Below are 19,059 nucleotides of genomic sequence, written 5' to 3'. Positions count from 1 at the left end.
ATCACGGCTATGCCACTATCGCTGCGAGGGGGTGCGCATGACTGCTTATGTCGCGTTGCTGCGTGCGGTGAACGTTGGGGGTACCGGGAGGTTGCCGATGGCCGAGTTGCGCGCGATGTGCGTCGAGGTCGGATTCGGTGAGGTGGCGACGTACATCGCCAGCGGGAACGTCGTCTTCACCTCCGATGCCGATGAGGTTGCGGTGCGCGATGCGCTCGCCGCTCGGCTCTACACCTACTTCGGCAAGGCATGTCCGGTGTTCGTCCGGACTGCGGCGCAGATGGCGCAGGTGCGTGCGGCGAATCCGTTCACCGATACGCCCGGGAAGTTCACGCTTGTCTCTTTCTTGGAATCTGCGCCGCTGCCGGACGCTCTGGATCACGTTCGCTTTCAACGGACAGAGCGGATCGCAATCGGGACGCGCGAGATCTATATCGCCTACCCCGACGGAATGGGCAGCTCCAAGTTGCAGCTGCCTGCCGCGGCCACTGGCACGGCCCGCAATATCAACACGGTCGCAAAACTCGCCGATCTCGCGCTAGCCCGCGACTAGACCAACAACCGATTACTACCGGCGCATGCCAAATCGATGCACATATGCGTACTATTGAATGTATCGGTCGAGTTGGAGGAAGACATGGGTGCTGGACACGATCATGCGGCGCATGCCGGCGCGCGACACCGGGGCAAGCTAGCCGTCGCGTTCGCGATGGTCGCGGTGTTCTTCGTCGTCGAGCTCGTTGCGGGTATCGCGTCCGGATCGCTGGCGCTGATTTCCGACGCCGGCCATATGGCCGCCGATGTCATCGCGCTCGGCGCAGCACTGGTGGCCACTCGGATCGCGACTCGGCCGGATCGCACCGGACGGCGCTCGTTCGGCTCGTACCGGGTCGAGGTATTTGCCGCCGGGCTGACCGTGCTCATCATGTTGGGCGTGGCGGCGTACGTCGTCGTCGAGGCGATCGGCCGAGTTGGTGCGCCCACGGAACTGGCCACCGGCACGATGCTCATCGTCGGAGCGCTGGGCCTGGCGATCAATCTCATCTCGATGGTGCTGTTACGCGCCGGATCACGGGAGTCGATCAACGTCAAAGGGGCGTACTACGAAGTTGTCGCCGATGCGGCCGGCAGCGTCGGAGTCATCGCCGCGGGCATGCTGGTGATGATTACCGGGGCGGGTATCTGGGACACCATCGTCGCCCTCGCTATCGGGGCTTTCGTTGCGGTTCGCGCGGTGATCCTGGGTAGGCAGGTGCTGCACGTACTCGGTCAACACGCGCCCAAGGATCTGGACCTCGCCGTGATCGAACGCGAGTTGCGCGAACTGGATGGCGTCCTGGACATCCACGACCTGCACGTGTGGACCCTCACCTCCGGAATGAACGTGGCAACTGCGCACCTGCGGGTTAATGCGGAGGGCCAGCGACAAGCGGTACTCGTCGCGGCGCAGACAGCGCTACAACGTGATCACGGGATCGAGCACGCGACGCTGCAGATCGAGACCGCGCCGACGAAGCAATGCCATGAGGTCGCGTGGTGAACGCAACATAGATCATGGGTCGTCGTCCGCACCATGAGATCGACCTGGACGGCCCTTGCGTCGCTGGTAGGTTCACATGATCCCTGCCGTTGGCGTGAATTCGCCAAGACCGGAAGATTGATAGCCACATGGACCACGATGTAACGAGCCAGGCAGCCCGCTCCACCGAGCGGCCCGGGTTTTCCAAGGTCCTCGTCGCCAACCGCGGCGAGATTGCGATCCGGGCCTTTCGAGCTGCGTACGAGATGCACGCCGGCACCGTCGCCGTGTTCCCGTACGAAGATCGCAATTCTGAGCATCGGCTCAAGGCCGACGAGGCCTACCAGATCGGCGAAGAAGGGCACCCTGTCCGCGCCTATCTGGACCCCGAACTCATCGTCGAGACCGCGGTCAAATGCGGCGCGGACGCGATCTATCCGGGTTACGGCTTCCTGAGTGAGAACCCGAAGCTCGCGGAGGCGTGTGACGCTGCCGGGATCACCTTCATCGGGCCGAGCGCCGAAGTGCTCACGCTCACCGGCAACAAGGCGCGCGCGATCGCTGCCGCGCAGAGAGCCGGAGTGCCGACGCTGCAGTCCGTTCCGCCGTCCACCGACGCCGATGAACTGATGAAGGCGGCCGAGCAGATCCCGTTCCCGCTGTTCGTCAAAGCAGTCGCCGGTGGTGGTGGTCGGGGCATGCGTCGCGTCGATGCCGAAGGCGACCTGCGAGAGGCCATCGAGGCGTGCATGCGCGAGGCCGAGGGCGCGTTCGGTGATCCGACCGTCTTCGTAGAGCAGGCCGTCACCGAGCCCCGGCACATTGAGGTGCAGATCCTCGCCGACGGCGAGGGGAACGTGATCCACCTCTTCGAACGTGATTGCTCCGTCCAGCGCCGGCACCAGAAGGTCGTCGAAATCGCGCCCGCACCCAACCTCGATCCGGAACTTCGCGACCGGATCTGCGCGGACGCCGTGCGCTTTGCCCGCGAGATCGGTTATAAGAACGCCGGTACTGTGGAGTTCCTGCTCGACCCGGACGGCAACTACGTCTTCATCGAGATGAACCCGCGCATCCAGGTCGAGCACACGGTGACCGAGGAGATCACCGACGTCGATCTGGTGCGTTCGCAGCTGCGGATCGCGGCAGGGGAGAGTCTCGCCGACCTGGGCCTGGACCAGGATTCGATTCAGGTGCGCGGCGCGGCACTGCAGTGCCGCATCACGACAGAGGATCCCGCCAACGGATTCCGTCCGGACACCGGCATCATTACGACCTACCGCTCACCCGGCGGCGCTGGTGTGCGCCTGGACGGTGGTACGACGTACACCGGTGCCGAGGTGGGTGCGCATTTCGATTCGATGCTGACCAAACTCACCTGCCGTGGACGCGACTTCAGCGTCGCCGTGGAGCGCGCGGCGCGCGCCATTGCGGAGTTCCGGATCCGCGGGGTGTCCACCAACGTGGCGTTCCTGCAGGCGGTGCTGGCCGATCCTGATTTCCAGGCCGGCCGCCTGACGACCAGCTTCATCGACAAGCACCCGCGATTGCTCACCGCGCGTTCGTCGGCCGATCGCGGTACGAAGTTGCTCAACTTCCTCGCTGACGTCACGGTGAACAAGCCGAACGGCGAGAAGCCGATCGAGGTTCAGCCGGTCACCAAACTGCCCGCCCTCGACCTGAGCGTGCCACCGCCGCCCTCCTCGCGCGATCACCTGCGCAATCTCGGCCCGGAGGGATTTGCGGCTGGGCTGCGCGCGTACGAGCGGATCGCGATTACCGACACCACCTTCCGTGACGCGCACCAGTCCCTGTTGGCGACCCGGGTCCGCACCGAGGATTTGCTGAATGTGGCCGGTCACGTCGCGCGACTGACGCCGCAACTGTGGAGCATCGAGGCGTGGGGCGGTGCGACGTACGACGTAGCGCTGCGCTTCCTGAACGAGAGTCCCTGGGATCGCCTTGCCGCTCTGCGCGAGGCCGTGCCGAACATCTGCTTGCAGATGTTGCTGCGCGGGCGCAATACGGTGGGTTACACGCCGTACCCGGCCGACGTCACCAATGCGTTTGTCCAGGAGGCCGCGGCGACCGGTATCGATGTGTTCCGCATCTTCGACGCGCTCAACGATGTCTCGCAGATGCGACCGGCGATCGATGCCGTCCGCGAGACCGGCACGTCCGTCGCCGAGGTGGCCCTGTGTTACACCGGCGATCTGAGTAATCCCGCGGAGAAGCTGTACACGCTCGATTACTACCTGCGACTGGCCGACGACATCGTCGCCGCGGGCGCACATGTGCTGGCGATCAAGGATATGGCCGGATTGCTGCGGGCCCCGGCCGCCCGCACGCTCGTGACGGCGTTGCGCGAGCGTTTCGATCTACCGGTGCATCTGCACACGCACGATACGACCGGTGGCCAGCTAGGCACGTTGCTGGCCGCGATCGAAGCGGGCGTAGATGCCGTGGACGCAGCGTCGGCGTCCGTCGCCGGCACGACCAGCCAGCCGTCGATGTCGGCGCTGGTGGCCGCGACCGACTTCTCCGCACGCGAATCCGGACTCGATCTACAGGCGGTATGCGACCTCGAGCCGTACTGGGAGAGCGTGCGCAAGTTGTACGCGCCGTTCGAGTCCGGGCTGCCGGCACCGACCGGTCGGGTGTACACCCACGAGATTCCCGGCGGGCAACTGTCCAACCTGCGGCAGCAGGCCATCGCGCTCGGCCTGGGCGAGAAATTCGAACAGATCGAGGACATGTACGCGGCCGCGAACCGGATTCTCGGCAACGTCGTCAAGGTGACGCCATCGAGCAAGGTCGTCGGCGACCTCGCGCTGCAGCTGGTCGCCGTCGGTGCAGACCCGGCCGAGTTTGAGGAGAACCCGGGCCAGTTCGACATTCCCGACTCCGTGATCGGCTTCCTGAACGGTGAGTTGGGAGATCCCCCTGGCGGGTGGCCAGAGCCCTTCCGCACCAAGGCGTTGGACGGGCGCAAGGCCACCCCACAGATGACCGAACTCACCGCGGCAGATCGAGCCGGTCTGAGTTCGGACCGACGTGGCACGCTGAACCGGCTGCTATTCCCCGGACCCACCCGCGAGTATCTCGACCACTACGAAAAGTTCGGGAACGTGTCGGTGTTGCCGACGACCCCATTCTTGTACGGCATGGAATCCGGTCTGGAGTACCGCGTGTCGATCGAGGAGGGGAAGACTCTACATCTCGGTCTGCAGTCGATCAGTGCGCCGGACGAGCGTGGTTTCCGGACGGTCATGTGCACGATCAATGGCCAACTGCGCCCGGTCAGCGTGCGCGATCGGTCGATCTCCAGCGATGTACCGGCTGCCGAGAAGGCAGACAAGGGCAGCCCCGGGCAGATCGGAGCACCGTTCGCCGGCGTGGTGACGGTGACGGTATCGGCAGGAGATCAGATAGAAGCTGGCCAGACGGTCGCGACCATTGAGGCGATGAAGATGGAGGCCTCGATCACATCGCCGGTCGCGGGTAAGGTCGAACGCGTCGCACTCGGTGGTGCTGCTCAGGTCGAGGGTGGCGACCTCGTGCTGGTGATCACTTGAGTAGACATGGAGTTCGATCATGCAGGTGAATCTGCGTCATAATCCTTCGTTCGCAATAGCGAGGCTTTCGCTCGCACCCAACGAGCCCGTGCGGGTCGAAAGCGGTGCGATGGCAATGCACAGCCCAGGAATGCACATCGAATCGAAGTCAGCCGGCGGCGTGATGCAGGGGATCAAGCGCTCGGTGCTGGCCGGCGAATCGTTCTTCACCACCACGTACACCGCGCCGCAGCAGGGTGGCTGGGTCGATGTCACCGGCGTGCTGCCCGGTGACATCATGCCGATCGACATTCAGCCCGACCGGCCGTTCTATCTCGCTCGCGGAAACTGGATCGCGAACTCGTACGGCACCGAGATCGAGACCAAGTGGGGCGGGATGGCGAACCTGTTCGGCGGTGAGGGCGGTTTCGGTATCCGATGCCATGGGCAGGGCACCGCGGTCGTCAGCGTGTTCGGCGCGATCGACGTGGTCGATCTTGCCCCGGGCGAGCAGATCGTCGTCGATACCGGTCACGTCGTCGCTTACGACCTGAATATCCAGTTCCGGATGCGGCGCGCTGTCGAAGGCCGCACGATACAGTCGATGAAGTCCGGTGAGGGATTCGTGTTCGACTTCGCCGGCCCCGGGCGGATCTACCTACAGACCCGCAACCCATCGGCGTTCGCGCAGTGGGCAGCCTCGCTCGCTCCGGGCAATAACCCGCAGGGCGGACTCGGCGGAATCTTCCGCTAATCACCACAGCAAGAGTTGGGCTCCGGAGGATACCTCCGGAGCCCAACTTTCGTTCAGTTACACCATGTCTAGTAGCTCAGCGACATACCGCCATCGACGTCGATCACCTGTCCGGTGACGTAGGTGTTCAGCGGCGACACGAGATAGGCCGCAAGGCTGGCAACTTCGTCAGCTTCGCCGAAGCGCTGTAGCGGGATCTGGGATTCGGCGAAATCGCGGCGACTTTGCTCGGTCGGGTATCCGCGATCTACCTGGGCGCTCCGGATCCGGCCAGGCGCGATTACATTGACGATGATTCCGTCGGGTGCCAAATCGCGGCTCAGCGACTTGCCCAACGCAGCGATCCCCGCTTTTGCGACATTTGAAATGCTGTGGTGCGCCCGTGGCTCCGATCCACTGACGGCGCCCAACAGCAGGACTCGGCCGCGACTGGCGCGCAGGTGTGGTGTGGCTGCGCGGACCAGATCGACGGCGCTGAGCAGATTGAGATCCAGTCCGTCGCGCCACGCCGGTGCGTCGAGGGCATCGAAGCTTCCGTTTACCGCCCCGCCGGCACAATGCGCGACGATATCCAGGCCACCGAGTGATTGCGTGGCGCGAGTGACGAGTTCATCGGCCCACGACGGTGTCGCGAAGTCGCCGAGAAACTCCGCGTGAGCGCCGTCCACGGGTATCGCGGGCGAGCGACGACTGGAGACCACGACTCGCGCGCCGGATTCGACGAGTTGCTGCGCGATCGCCCGGCCTATCCCCGTGCTGGCTCCGGTTACCAGCGCTGCTGCTCCGGTCAATCCGAGTTGCATCTGTTCACTTCCTCAGGAATGTTGCAGGACGCTTCTCGAAGAAGGATGCGACCGCTTCGCGGTGGTCCGCGCTGGCGGCCATGATGAGGAACTTCTCCGTGTGTAGCGCGGCGGCGCTCTCGCTGGAGAGTTCGAACGCTTGAGCCGAGCACTCCTTCGTCGCCTCCACCGAAAGCGGAGCCCGAGTCGCGATCCGGTCGGCGAGCTTGACAGACTCATCCAGCAACGAGGAGGCGCCGTAGAGCGCGGTGATGAGGCCGTTGCGTAACGCCCAATCGGCGTCAAACTTGTCCCCGGTCAGCAGCATGTGCTTGGCAGGTCCGAGGCCGATGGCCCGAGGTAGCCGATACCAACTCGCGATGAGTCCGACGTTGACTCCGGCACACACGAAAACGGCGTCCTCGCACCCGACGCGGATGTCGCACGCGAGTGCCAGCTCCATGCCACCGCCGATCGTGTATCCGTTGATCGCAGCAATAACCGGAAAGCGGATGGTTTCGAGCCGGCCGATCAAGGTCCCGAAGGAGGCCCTGGAATCAGCGTGCGCCTTTAGTTGCTCTGGCGTTTGGCCACGCTCTTCGCGCAAGTCTGCGCCGGCGCACCAGGAAGATCCGGTGCCGGTGATGACCAGGCAGCGGACCTGTAGGTCCTTCTCCAATTCATCGAGGATGTCGTGGAAGGCGACGAGCGCGTCGGCGCTCATTTGGTTTCTCGGTGGATTGGCGAAAGTGATCACCGCTACGCCGGGTTTGGGGCGATCCAACTCAAGGGTTGCTGTCATGTCGTTCCTCACCGTGACTCTGGTTCACGCGGGCACCAGAGTGTCCGCTCGTTGGTGTCACATCTGTTGGTGACACAGGAACTCGAATCCCACGCCACCCGCGATGTTCCGTTATACGGAACTCATGTTTCATTTCACGGAGTGAGCCAAGCAAAAGCGGGGATGACCTGTCAAGTTTCGCGATCGGTTAGATCTGCACCCGGGAGGCCGCGCGGGCGACAGCCTCGCCGTACGGCTTCCAGAGGTTGCGCTTGAGCCGAGTGGCCGGCGAGGAAATACTCATGGCGGCGACCGTACGTCCGCTCGCATCTCGGATCGGAGCCGCAATCGACGCGGTGTCGATCTGGTATTCGCGGTCATTGATCGCGTAGCCGCGCTGACGTATCTGGGCGAGCGCTTTGAGTAGGGCTGGGATCGTGGCGATGGTGCGCTCGGTGGGTGTCTCGAGCCCGGTGCCGAGCAGTTCGCGCACGTCCTCATCCGACAGCGCGGCCAACATGGCCTTGCCCGTCGCAGTCGCGTGCGCCAACTGCATACTGCTGATGTGCGCGGTGGTCCGCACCGGTCGGGTCGGCTCGACCAAGCTGACCAGGACGACCCACCGATCCTCGCGGACCGTGAGGTGGATCGTCTCGTTCACCTCGTCGCAGAGGTCCTTCATCGCTGGTCGCGCGGCTCTGGCGAGGTTGTCGTGGTACTTCATCTGGCTGGCTAAGCCGAGCACTCGCGCGCTGAGCTGCCACTGCGCATTGTCTGCACGTACGACGTACCGGACGTCGGCGAGCGCCTGCAACGAACGTTGAACCGTTGCCTTGGGCAGATCCAACCGACGGGCAAGCTCGGATACGCCGATTACCTGGGCCTCGGCGATCTCTTCCAACACGGCGAACGCGACTTGCAAGCTACGCACTAAAGCTCCCTAGTGAGCAACGAGAGATAGGGAAATCAGCGTATCCCGCCCCAGGATGCCGACGTGCCGGTACGGCGACCTTGGCCGTGCCGATCGCGGTTGCGGCGCCTCGGTGGTGGTGCGCGCCCAAGGCTGGACGTCGTTGAAAAAGGGTCCGACGTGACTCTTGACACGCTTGCGGGCGTGCTGCCACTCTGGCACAAAGCGAAACGAGCGTTCCGTGAGACGAAACACTTCGCGCGCATCGCGCGGTCTGGAGATCCATGCCTATGTCGTCATCGACTCGCCGAAAATTTGCACGAAGCAACCCCCACCAGGACGCCGGGTCCCTCACTCTCACCGGGCTGAGCAAGACGTTTGGTGACTACCAAGCCCTCACCGACATCAACCTGGAATTGGCATCTGACGAGTCCTTAGTCCTGTTGGGCCCCAGCGGATGTGGCAAGACGACCACCTTGCGACTGATCGCCGGCTTCGAGCGGCCAGACGCCGGGTCGATTGAACTTGACGACCGTGCGCTCGCATCGGCGGATCGGTTCGTTCCTGCCGAAAAGCGCAATATGGCCGTCGTATTCCAGAACTATGCGCTGTGGCCGCATATGACGGTGGCCGACAATGTCGGCTTCGGTCCTCGGCTGCATGCCAGTCGTAAAGCCATTCAGCGCCAAGTCAAGGATGCGCTCGATAGCGTGCAGCTAGGTCCGTTGATCGATCGCTATCCGCACGAACTTTCCGGCGGGCAGCAGCAACGCGTCTCGTTGGCCCGCGCGCTGATCACCCGGCCTCGCGTGTTGCTCCTTGATGAGCCACTGAGCAATCTCGATACGCAGCTTCGCGAGGAGATGCGGCGCGAGATTCGCCGCCTACACACGGAGTCCTCGCGGATCATGGTGTACGTAACGCACGATCAGACCGAGGCGTTGTCGCTTGCCGACCGAATCGCAGTGATGCGAGAGGGACGGATCGAGCAACTCGGCCGTCCGGCGGACCTCTACGCCCAACCACGCAATGGATTCGTCGCCAAGGCTCTTGGCGCGACCAACCTGGTCGATGGTGAGTTGCACGAGATGGTCGGCGAGGCTCTGGGAATGGTCTCGGTATTCGGCTGCGTCGTGCGTGCTTACGTGCCGCAGGGGAGTCCCCCCGGACCGATCAGGGTGTCGGTGCGTCCAGGTGGCGTGTCGGTCAAGTTAGCCGCCGAAGGCGAAGAGTACGCGGTGGTTGACGAGGCGATGTACCTCGGCGAGGCCACCGAATACCTGCTGCGGCGAATCGATGGCTTAGGAGATTTCCGTGCCGTAGTACCGGGGCCCGCCACCTTACGTCCGGGAGATCGCGTGGTCGTGGATGTGCATGCCGGATCGTGCTGCGGTCTGGAGAACGAACAAGTTGAATCAGCTGAGCAAGGAGTACCCAATGACCAAGTTGCGTAGCCGGAAGATAGTTGCAGCCGTGCTCCCCGCGTTGTCCTTGCCGTGGCTCACGGCATGCGGGAGCGACGAAGGCGGGGGTGGGAGTATCGACCTTGCGAGCGAGTGTGGGATTGATCAGGAGGTGCTGGACAAGGCGACCGAGGAGGGGCAGGTCGTCTACTTTTCCCCGTCCGCGGATGATCAACTGCAGCGAATTTCGCAGAAATTCAATGCCGCGACAGGTATTGAGGTGTCGGTAAACAGACAGCCCACCGGTGACCTCATCCAGCAGGTGGACACCTCCCTGGAAGCTGGCACGGTGCCGGCCGACGTCGTCGGATTGGCCGAACCGAGCGGATTCATCAAATGGACCGATGAAGGTGTCCTCGAGGAGTTCGAGGTACCCAACGCCGATGACTTCGTTGACGGCCTCAAGGATCCGAACCGCTACTCATATCCGAACTCGCTGCTCCTGTTTGGTATCCAGTACAACGAGACACTGTTGGAGGGATCGGTGCCTGAAACCTGGGACGCGCTATCCGGCGATCTCGACGGGCGCATCGTGGCTTTCGGGAACCCTGCTTCATCGGGCTCGGCGTTGGCCGCGACATACGGAATTACGCAGACGATGGGCGATGAGTACCTCGCGACGTTCGCGGGTGCCGATACCACCATCACCGACAGTTCGCTGACGCTCAACCAGTTGATTCTCACCGGAGAGGCCGACTTCGCGGTGCCCGGAATCGAATCCGAGGTCATGCGCGCCGCCAGCGGAGGCGAACCGTTGAAGATGATCTATCCCGAAGAAGGAGTGCCGGCCACGACGGGTGAGATTGGCGTGCTCGCCGATGCCCCGCATCCGAACGCCGGGCTGGTGTTTGCGCAATGGATCCTGTGTTCTGCATACCAGGATCAAATCAAGGACGAGGGTTACCGCCCGGTCCTGAAGGATTCCCCGGCGCCGGATGGCGTACCTCCATTGGAGGATCTCACCATCGTGACCGTCGACGTTCCCGATTTGCTCGCGACGCGTGACGAGGTCATCGCCAACTTCGACGAGGCGCTGGGCTAGATGCGCTCACGCTTTATCGCGTTTGGGATCTGGGCGATAGCAGGGATCGCGCTCGTTCTCTACCCGACATTCGGGCTGGTACGGCTGAGTTTTCGGCAGGAGGACGGTTCCTTCGGGCTAGGAAACTACAGCCAGATCCTCGCCGAGCCGTCGTTGCTCATCGCTGCGTGGAACTCACTATGGACAGCGCTGGCCACGACGGGCCTGTGCCTAGTCTTCGCGGTGCCGTTGGCGTTCCTCATCGCGCGTACCGACATGCCGTTCAAACGGCTCGTGCGCGGCGCATCGCTGATGACGTTTATCATCCCCAACTTCGTGGCAGTGCTGGGGTGGATCCTGCTGCTCTCACCGCGAACAGGCCTGCTCAATCAGCCCTTCCAGGAATGGTTCGGCCTCGATACCGGCCCGATAAACATCATGTCGCCGTGGGGGATCGTGTTCTGCATGGCAGTGGTGATGTTTCCGCTGATCCTGCTCCCCACGGCTGCGGCGCTCGACAATATCGAGGTTCCGCTCGAGCACGCAGCCGCGAGTTTGGGAGCGGGCCGGTGGACGGTGTTCCGCAAGATCACGGTCCCGCTGATCATGCCGGCGATCTACGCCGGATGCATCCTCGTGTTTACGGTCTCGTTCGTCGCCTACGGCCCCGCGCAGTTGCTTGGCGGGCCTAGTCGGTTCGACAACATCGCCACGGCGATGCTCAAGCTCACGACCTTCCCGCCGCGCATTGAGATGGCCGCAGTACTCGGCATACCGACGATTATCGTGCTAGGGGTCCTCATCTACCTACAGCGCGTCCGCTTTGGTGGCCGGAGTTTCTCCATTATCAGCGGGAAGCCGGGACAACGTTCGCTGATTCGCCTGGGCAAGTGGCGGATTCCGGCAGCGATTCTGGGGCTCGGCGTTGTTGCAGTCACCGTCGTCCTGCCGTTCGGGATATTGCTGCTCACCGCATTCCGGGAAACCATGGGCAATCCGATCGGTGCCGACAACTTCACCCTCACCGGCAACTTCGAGTCGATTCTTGGCCAGCAACAGATCATCGACGCGTTCCGTAACAGTTTCTTGCTCTCGCTGGGCGCGGCAGTGCTGGCAATCGCGATCGCAATGCTCGGGGCGTGGCTTGTCGAGCGGCAGAAATCGCGGGCGTCGCTCACGATTGCGCCGGTGATGCTGCTACCGCTCGCGTTCCCCGGCTCGGTGTTGGGCATCGCGTTGATCATCGCGTACGGCGCAGGCTTCGCGAACCTTGCCGGAACGCTATGGATTTTGTTGATCGCCTATATCGTAGGAAATCTGCCGTTGGCGTTTACCTACCTGCACGCCGGTTTGATGCAGGTTGATCGGTCGTTGGAAGACGCGGCCCGCAGCTTAGGCGCCGGGTGGTTGACTACGTTCCGCCGAGTGACGATGCCGCTGCTTCGTGGGCCGATCCTGGTCGTGGGCGTCCTGACCTTCATTCTGCAATTCCGTGACCTAGACAGCTCCATCTTCTTGTTCAATGGACAGAACAACGTCATCGCGGTCATCATCATGAGCCTCGCGGCGGCTTCCTTGTATCAGGAAGTTGCGGCACTGTCGATCCTGCTGCTCGTGGTGAGCATCGCGGCGATGGGCGTCGTCCCGCTACTGAGTTGGCTTGGTCGCGTCAACGCGCGTAGGGCAGCGCGTGCCACTATCGGCGACGTAGAAGATCGTGTCGCGTCCGAGCGCGCACCGACAAGCAGGAAGGTGGACCATGCCAGCACATCCGTCTGACATAGCCGGGAGGGCCAGTGGGCCGCTGGATGATCTGGTGGTCATCGACCTCACCGTGGCCCGGGCGGGCCCGACGGCGGTGCGGTACCTAGCAGATTGGGGCGCCCACGTTATTCGAATCGAGCCTCCAGCCGGTAGCGGCGGCGGGCTGGGGGACAGGGCTTCGGCGGACTATCTCAACCTGCATCGCTCCAAGTCACTGATGGAACTCGACCTCAAGGATGAAGGCGATCGAGCGCGTCTGTACGAACTGACCGACGCTGCTGACATCGTCGTCGAGAACAACCGCGCCCCGGTGAAGTTCCGGCTGGGTGTCGACTACGAAACGCTCTCGGCGCGCAATCCACGGTTGATCTACGGGAGCATCTCCGGATATGGGCAGCACGGCCCATACTCGGAGCGAGGCGCCGTCGATCAGATCATCCAGGGGATGGGCGGGTTGATGAGTATCACCGGTCCGCCGGGTGCGGGCCCGGTACGGGCAGGTATCGCGGTCTCCGATCTTGCCGCCGGGCACCAGTTGGCGATCGGCCTGCTGATCGCCGTACACGAGCGTGCGCGATCCGGTAAGGGGCAGTGGGTACAGGTCTCATTGATCGAAGCGATGCTCGCATTCTTGGATTTCCAAGCGGCGCGATGGACCGTCGATGGCGAGGTTCCGACGACAGAAGGCAACCACCACCCGACAGTGGCGCCGATGGGCACGTATACCGCCGCTGACGGCCATCTGAACGTCGCGGCGATGGGTGATCGTCTCTTCGGCCGACTGTGCGATCTGCTCGGTCCGCGCGTTCGTGCGGATGATCCGCGATTCGCGACGTCGAAGCAGCGCTACGCGCACCGCGACGAGTTGAATGACCTGCTCGATAGCCTATTCGCCGAGCAACCTCGGGCGTACTGGATCGAGAAGCTCAATGAGGTCGGGGTGCCGTGTGGGCCGGTGCTGGCCATGGACGAGGTCTTCGCCGACCCTCAGGTTCAGCACCTGGGCATGTTGGCACACATCGATCGCCCGGGCGCCGGGAGCGCCAACGTGCTGCGTAACTCGATCACCATGAGCCGCAGTCAGTCGGTTCCGCCACGAATGCCCCCGCAGCAGGCGTGAGCAGCGCGCGGAGAGGTTCCTCGCCTAACAGTAATCCGAGTTAAAGCGGCCGCACACGAATAGCGGCCGCGCTGGAGAGGCTCAACTGCACCCGAGCGCCGTCGATCGAAAGCCGGATGGCGTCGGCAGCCGCATTCACCTCGTCCACGCGCAAGCGAGCACCTACGTTGATGCCCAGAGACTGCAGATAACGCAGCAGGTCGGAGGACCGATCCGAGACCCGAGTGACTTGAAACGTCGCTGGAGGCGAGGCGTCCGCCAATGATTCGTCGTGGCTGATCCGCACGACTCCTCGTGCATCAGGGATGGGGTCGCCGTGCGGGTCGTGGGTGGGATTGCCGAGGGCATCGTCCATCCGCTGAAGCACCGCGTCGGAAATGGCGTGCTCGAGGTGATCAGCTTCGTGGTGGACCTCGTCCCAGGGCATCCCCAAAGCGTGGACGAGGTAGGTCTCCAGGATCCGGTGCCGTCGTACGACCCGTACAGCCAATGCGTGTCCGGCCTCGGTGAGAGTGATGTCGCCGTATGGTTCGTACTCGATGAAGCCATCGCGCGCGAGCTTCTTCAAGGTCGTCGACACGGTGGACGGCGTCACGCCGAGTTGGGCTGCGAGATCAGTCGTCGTAGGCGTGCCACCTGGCCACTCGAAAGCCTTCCAGATGAGCGTGACGTAGTCCTCGACCACGCGGGTGACGGCAAGGTTGGACATTGGTTTCATGTTACTGGCGTCCCGCCTGAACCGGTTCGGGCTCGCTAGGTGCCTGCCCGCGAGGTCGCCGAAAGGGGGCCGCGAGGGTGGGCAGGATATGGCGGCGGTGGACGATGAGGTAGCCGATCGCGAGAACTCCCTGCGCGAGGCTGAGCAGGTATCTCCCGCTCGTGTCGGTGATGAGAAATTGCAGTCCGAATAGGAACGCCAAGCCCAGCGCCGAGAGCCAACCGAACCGCAGCGCGATGATGATCGCGACGCCGAGGAGGGTCTGGGTGGCGGTCAACACGAACTCCTCGACCTGCCGGTCGTCCATTGGAAGGTTCGCGGTGCCGCCGCCGAACCAGTATGCCACCGGCAGCGAGCCGACGAGCAAACTCCACTGATTGACTTTCGAGGCAATCAGCGTGCCGATAGCGGCCGCGCCCATACCGCGCAGAGCGAACATCACTGCGATGATGAACTCCGGCGCCTCGGAGGCGAGCGGGGCCAGCCACTGCACGAGGAAGTAACTGTCGATACCGAGGGCGGAGCCCGATTCCACCAGTGCTTCGGCGAATGGCTCCGCCGAGGACACAATGACCGCCGCGGACACGACGAACAGCATGATGACGGTGACGCGTCGTCGGCCAGCATCCATTGCCGCGATTACCGCCGGCATTCCGACGAACTCGTCGGGTTCGTCGCTGTGGGTGTGGCCGGCACGCCACAGGTAGAACGCGAACACAGCGATCAGCGCGATGCCGAACCACAACGGGATACTGCCCAGCAGGGGGATGAGGAAGGCGATGACGGCGAGGATCGCCAGGAAGCCGATATCGACCCTGCTGCGCGTTGATAATTTCAGCGCCCCCGACTGCTGCTGAGTTTGTTGCCGCCGGCGACGCGCGACGAGATACGCCACGATGACCACCAGCGGCCAGCCGAACCCGAGCAATAGCCGGTTCGAACCGGTCATATTCGCCGCGGCGAAATGGGTGTATTCCGGCTCCGAACCGGCACGGAAAGCGTAATAGAGATCGACGGCATACTCAGGAAGTACGGCGATCAGCGCGAGTAGCGCAATCGCCAACGCGCCCGAGATATCCTTCTGCGCCGCCTCTGCGGCCCAGGCGAGCAGAAAAGCCGCCGCGACCACGGATGCGCCGAAGACGAACAGCGCAGCAACCGGGGCGATATGGGCGCCGGTGATGCGGATGAATACTGCGGGCGCCGCGATCAGCAGACACAACAGCACGCGTCTAACTAGGGCAGATGGCACAAGGAACGTCCTCACCTCACGGCGACCGAAGCGTGAGATCTTCGGCCACGACAACCGGCCGAAGGTCTCGTTCGCCTCACCGAGTGAGGTGCTGCACCGGACCGCCTCCACCGGCGGTCAGCATGTCGACGCAGCGCGCCTGAGAAATCCACTCTCGGGCGGAACTACTCCCCTTCGGGCAGTGACGTTCCCGCACCAACTCCGGGTGTGTCTACGGACAACTGAGTGTTCGAGTCCTCAAACAACTCAGGCATCTCAGCGAAGGCCGCTCAGGAGCGGCGCTGAGGCGGAGACCAGCGTGTGATCGGGCTACCGGTGGGTTATGTTCGACCTCACAACCAACCGCCGAGATGTGAAGGGTGTGCATCATGTCGCAAGCAACCGAGGCGTACCGGGCCGCACGAGATCAGCTGCTGGCATGGCGCGGCAATTACGAAGAAGCCGTACGGGACTTTCGCTGGCCGGACGTCACTGACACGTTCAACTGGGCGGTCGACTGGTTCGACGCCATCGCGCGCGGCAACGACCGCCCGGCGCTGATTCTCGTTGAGGAGGACGGAGCCCGCGCTTCGTACTCCTTTGATGACATGGCCCGCCGATCGGATCAGGTAGCGCACTGGCTACGCGATCAAGGGGTACGCAAGGGCGACTCCGTCATCCTGATGCTCGGCAACCAGGTCGAATTGTGGGATGCGATGCTCGCGATCATCAAGCTCGGTGCTGTCATCATGCCGACCACAAATGCGGTTGGCAGTGACGACCTGGCGGACCGCATGCAGCGCGGCAATGCCAAACACGTCATCACCAATCCCACCGACGTCGACAAGCTCAGCGGCGTCGCCGGTGACTACACCCGGATCTGTATCGGGGCCGCCGAGGGCTGGCTGAACTTCCACGATGCGTACGACGTCACCGACCCACAGATCGAACACCCACGTACTGCAGCAGACAGTCGGCTCCTGTTGTATTTCACCAGCGGCACCACGAGCCGCCCCAAGCTCGTCGAGCACACCCAGGTCTCCTATCCGGTGGGGCACCTATCGACCATGTACTGGCTGGGGGTGCGACCGGGCGACGTACACCTGAACATTTCTTCGCCAGGTTGGGGAAAGCACGCCTGGTCATGCTTCTTCGCGCCGTGGATCGCTGAGGCGACCATCTTCGTCTACAACTATTCGCGATTCGACGCCACGGCGTTGATGGCGCAGATCGAGGAAGAGCAGGTCACTACGTTCTGCGCTCCGCCCACGGTCTGGCGGATGCTGATCAACGCTGATCTCAGCGGCGGGCCGTGGAAGCTGCGCGAATGCATCGGTGCCGGCGAGCCACTGAACCCCGAGGTGATCGACCGGGTGCAGGCCGCCTGGGGCCTCACGCTGCGCGATGGCTATGGACAGACCGAAACGACCGCCAGCGTCGGGAACGTACCGGGCGCGAGAGTCAAACCGGGGTCAATGGGGCAGTTCCTGCCCGGCGTGCCAGTGGTCATCGTCGACCCGGTCTCGAATCAGCAGACCACCGGGGAGGGTGAGATCTGCCTCGACCTCAGTAAGTCTCCGCTGTCGCTGATGAGTGGATACCAGGATGATCCGCAGAAGAACGCCGAAGCGATGGCCGGTGGCTTCTACCACTCCGGCGACGTCGCGTCGATATCGCCGGACGGGTACGTCACGTTCATCGGCCGCACCGACGACGTGTTCAAGGCCAGTGACTACAAGGTAAGTCCATTTGAACTGGAGTCGGTGCTGATCGAGCATCCCGCTGTTGCCGAGGCCGCGGTAGTTCCCGCACCGGACGACGTACGCCTGGCAATTCCGAAGGCATACATTGCGCTGGCGCCGGGATACGAGGACTCTGCTGAGACCGCGAAGGCGATCCTGAAGCATGCGCGCGAACGGCTAGCGCCGTTCCAGCGTGTACGTCGCATCGAATTCTATGAACTGCCCAAGACAATCTCGGGGAAGATCCGCCGGGTGGAGTTGCGTGATCGGGAGACGGAGATCGTCGGCAATAAGCCGAGCACCGAGTGGCGCGACGACGACTTTCCCGAGATCAAGGGCTGATCCCGACGCGATAACCGCGCCCGTACCGGATCGTCAGACTTCCGCCGCTTCACCCGAGGCCAGTGAGGCGAATGACCCCCGCGATGTGCACAGATGGCGCCTGAGTCGTTCGCCGACGACTAACATTCGTCTGGGTCGGCGGAAGGACAGACGAACGTGACGAAGTATGCGGTGATCGGCGCCGGAATAATTGGTCTCGCTACGGCGCGGGAGATCGGCCGACTCGACCCCGGCGCGGACGTGCTGGTCGTGGAGAAGGAAGATCGGGTCGCCGCGCATCAGACCGGACGCAACTCGGGTGTGATCCACTCCGGCGTGTACTACGTGCCCGGCTCCAGGAAGGCGCAGATGGGGCGCGCGGGCGCCGAATCTATGGCGCGGTTCGCTGAGGAGAACGGAATCAGCCTGCAGCGCACCGGCAAGTTGATCGTTGCCACCAACGACAGCGAACTGCCCGCGATGGAACGCGTGCTGCAGCGCGGCCTGGACAACGGCGTACCGGTGCGGCGGATCAGCGTCGAGGAGGCACGTGAGTATGAGCCGCACGTGAATGCGGTGGGCGCGCTACGGGTCGAATCGACCGCCATCATCGACTACATCGGGGTGTGCGAACGACTCGCCGAGATGATTGTCGAGCGCGGTGGGCAGGTGCGGTTCTCGACGGAAATCATCGGTGCCGAACGCCGCGGAGAGCAGACCATCCTGCACACCGGCAGCGATCCGATCACTGCCGACGTGGTGGTCTCCTGCGCGGGTCTGTACGCCGACCGCGTCGCAGGCTTCGATTCCGAAGACGATCCATTGCCATATCGGGTGGTGCCGTTCCGCGGCGAATACTACGAACTCACCGCTGATCGCGAATACCTCGTCAACGGACTTATTTACCCGGTGCCGAACCCCGACCTTCCCTTCCTCGGCGTGCATTTGACGCGGATGGCCCGTGGCGGTGTGCATGCCGGACCGAATGCGGTCCTCGCGCTCTCGCGTGAGGGATATGACTGGAAGTCGATCCACCGAAAGGACCTCGTCGACTCGTTGAAGTTCGCCGGGTTCTGGCGGATGGCGCGCGCCAACTTTGGCGTGGGTGTCATGGAAGTGCGCAGATCGCTGTCCCGCAAGCGCTTCGCTGCCTCACTAGCCGAGCTGGTACCTGCGGTGCGCGAGCAGGACCTCGTTCCGTCTGCCTCCGGGGTACGCGCGCAGTTACTGGGTGTCGATGGGACGATCATCGACGACTTCCTGATCCAGCGGCGCGGCCGCAACCTGCACGTGTTGAACGCGCCGTCGCCGGCGGCCACGGCGGCGTTGGAAATCGGTGCGCATATCGCCGGCGAAGCGGTGTCGTGAGTGGGCGTGAG

The 19,059-nt window shown here is 63.4% G+C and carries 15 protein-coding genes; 10 read left to right on the top strand and 5 right to left on the bottom strand.

Annotation, left to right across the window (positions count from 1 at the left end):
• Positions 1-37: 37 nt before the first annotated feature.
• The 4 genes from E1H16_RS04785 to E1H16_RS04770 all read left to right on the top strand — a co-directional run bounded on the left by E1H16_RS04785 (position 38) and on the right by E1H16_RS04770 (position 5,827).
• Positions 38-553, top strand: coding sequence for a DUF1697 domain-containing protein (locus E1H16_RS04785; protein WP_134322561.1), 516 nt, complete (start codon positions 38-40; stop codon positions 551-553).
• An 84-nt stretch (positions 554-637) separates the two neighbouring features.
• The gene (locus tag E1H16_RS04780) at positions 638-1,540 is read left to right on the top strand and encodes a cation diffusion facilitator family transporter (protein ID WP_134322560.1); all 903 of its coding nucleotides are present in this window, start codon (positions 638-640) and stop codon (positions 1,538-1,540) included.
• Positions 1,541-1,668: 128 nt separating this feature from the next.
• Positions 1,669-5,094, top strand: coding sequence for a pyruvate carboxylase (locus tag E1H16_RS04775; protein WP_134322559.1), 3,426 nt, complete (start codon positions 1,669-1,671; stop codon positions 5,092-5,094).
• Between the two features lie 19 nt (positions 5,095-5,113).
• Positions 5,114-5,827, top strand: a complete 714-nt coding sequence (locus E1H16_RS04770) for a TIGR00266 family protein (RefSeq protein WP_134322558.1) — start codon at positions 5,114-5,116, stop codon at positions 5,825-5,827.
• Positions 5,828-5,895: 68 nt separating this feature from the next.
• Here E1H16_RS04770 and E1H16_RS04765 read toward each other — a convergent pair whose 3' ends face one another.
• From E1H16_RS04765 to E1H16_RS04755, 3 genes are all read right to left on the bottom strand, one after another.
• Positions 5,896-6,630, bottom strand: a complete 735-nt coding sequence (locus tag E1H16_RS04765) for an SDR family NAD(P)-dependent oxidoreductase (protein WP_134322557.1) — start codon at positions 6,628-6,630, stop codon at positions 5,896-5,898.
• A 4-nt stretch (positions 6,631-6,634) separates the two neighbouring features.
• Complete coding sequence (locus tag E1H16_RS04760) at positions 6,635-7,411, bottom strand: enoyl-CoA hydratase/isomerase family protein (protein WP_134322556.1); 777 nt, start codon at positions 7,409-7,411, stop codon at positions 6,635-6,637.
• A 187-nt stretch (positions 7,412-7,598) separates the two neighbouring features.
• Complete coding sequence (locus E1H16_RS04755) at positions 7,599-8,321, bottom strand: IclR family transcriptional regulator (protein ID WP_134322555.1); 723 nt, start codon at positions 8,319-8,321, stop codon at positions 7,599-7,601.
• Positions 8,322-8,590: 269 nt separating this feature from the next.
• Between E1H16_RS04755 and E1H16_RS04750 the strand changes: the two genes are divergently transcribed.
• Genes E1H16_RS04750 through E1H16_RS04735 form a run of 4 tightly spaced genes read left to right on the top strand, consistent with a single transcriptional unit; the run spans position 8,591 to position 13,668 of the window.
• A complete protein-coding gene (locus tag E1H16_RS04750) occupies positions 8,591-9,754 on the top strand; it encodes an ABC transporter ATP-binding protein (protein ID WP_166741623.1) in 1,164 nt (387 codons plus the stop codon).
• Entirely contained in the window at positions 9,738-10,805 is a 1,068-nt protein-coding gene (locus E1H16_RS04745) for an ABC transporter substrate-binding protein (RefSeq protein ID WP_166741622.1), read from the top strand. Before E1H16_RS04750 ends, E1H16_RS04745 begins: the two co-directional genes overlap by 17 nt.
• Positions 10,806-12,563: an ABC transporter permease gene (locus E1H16_RS04740; RefSeq protein ID WP_134322552.1), complete on the top strand. Its 1,758-nt coding sequence runs from the start codon at positions 10,806-10,808 to the stop codon at positions 12,561-12,563. It abuts the gene before it with no gap.
• Positions 12,544-13,668, top strand: coding sequence for a CaiB/BaiF CoA transferase family protein (locus tag E1H16_RS04735; protein WP_134322551.1), 1,125 nt, complete (start codon positions 12,544-12,546; stop codon positions 13,666-13,668). Before E1H16_RS04740 ends, E1H16_RS04735 begins: the two co-directional genes overlap by 20 nt.
• Positions 13,669-13,708: 40 nt before the next feature.
• Here E1H16_RS04735 and E1H16_RS04730 read toward each other — a convergent pair whose 3' ends face one another.
• Both E1H16_RS04730 and E1H16_RS04725 read right to left on the bottom strand, forming a co-directional pair.
• Positions 13,709-14,377: a metal-dependent transcriptional regulator gene (locus E1H16_RS04730; protein ID WP_134322550.1), complete on the bottom strand. Its 669-nt coding sequence runs from the start codon at positions 14,375-14,377 to the stop codon at positions 13,709-13,711.
• A 10-nt stretch (positions 14,378-14,387) separates the two neighbouring features.
• On the bottom strand, positions 14,388-15,614 hold the full coding sequence (locus tag E1H16_RS04725; RefSeq protein ID WP_134322925.1) for a sodium:proton exchanger: 1,227 nt from the start codon (positions 15,612-15,614) through the stop codon (positions 14,388-14,390).
• A gap of 392 nt (positions 15,615-16,006) precedes the next feature.
• Here E1H16_RS04725 and E1H16_RS04720 point away from each other — a divergent pair, with 392 nt between their 5' ends.
• On the top strand, positions 16,007-17,701 hold the full coding sequence (locus tag E1H16_RS04720; protein ID WP_134322549.1) for an AMP-binding protein: 1,695 nt from the start codon (positions 16,007-16,009) through the stop codon (positions 17,699-17,701).
• 156 nt (positions 17,702-17,857) lie between these two features.
• Positions 17,858-19,048 carry an L-2-hydroxyglutarate oxidase gene (gene lhgO, locus E1H16_RS04715; protein ID WP_134322548.1) on the top strand — a complete coding sequence of 397 codons (1,191 nt, stop codon included), beginning with the start codon at positions 17,858-17,860 and terminating at the stop codon, positions 19,046-19,048.
• Positions 19,049-19,059: the final 11 nt, after the last annotated feature.

The organism is Cumulibacter soli, assembly GCF_004382795.1.
GTDB classification, from domain to species: Bacteria; Actinomycetota; Actinomycetes; order Mycobacteriales; family Antricoccaceae; genus Cumulibacter; species Cumulibacter soli.
The sequence above is the reverse complement of the archived record's forward strand: the minus strand, read 5'-3'. Positions and strand labels throughout refer to the sequence as shown.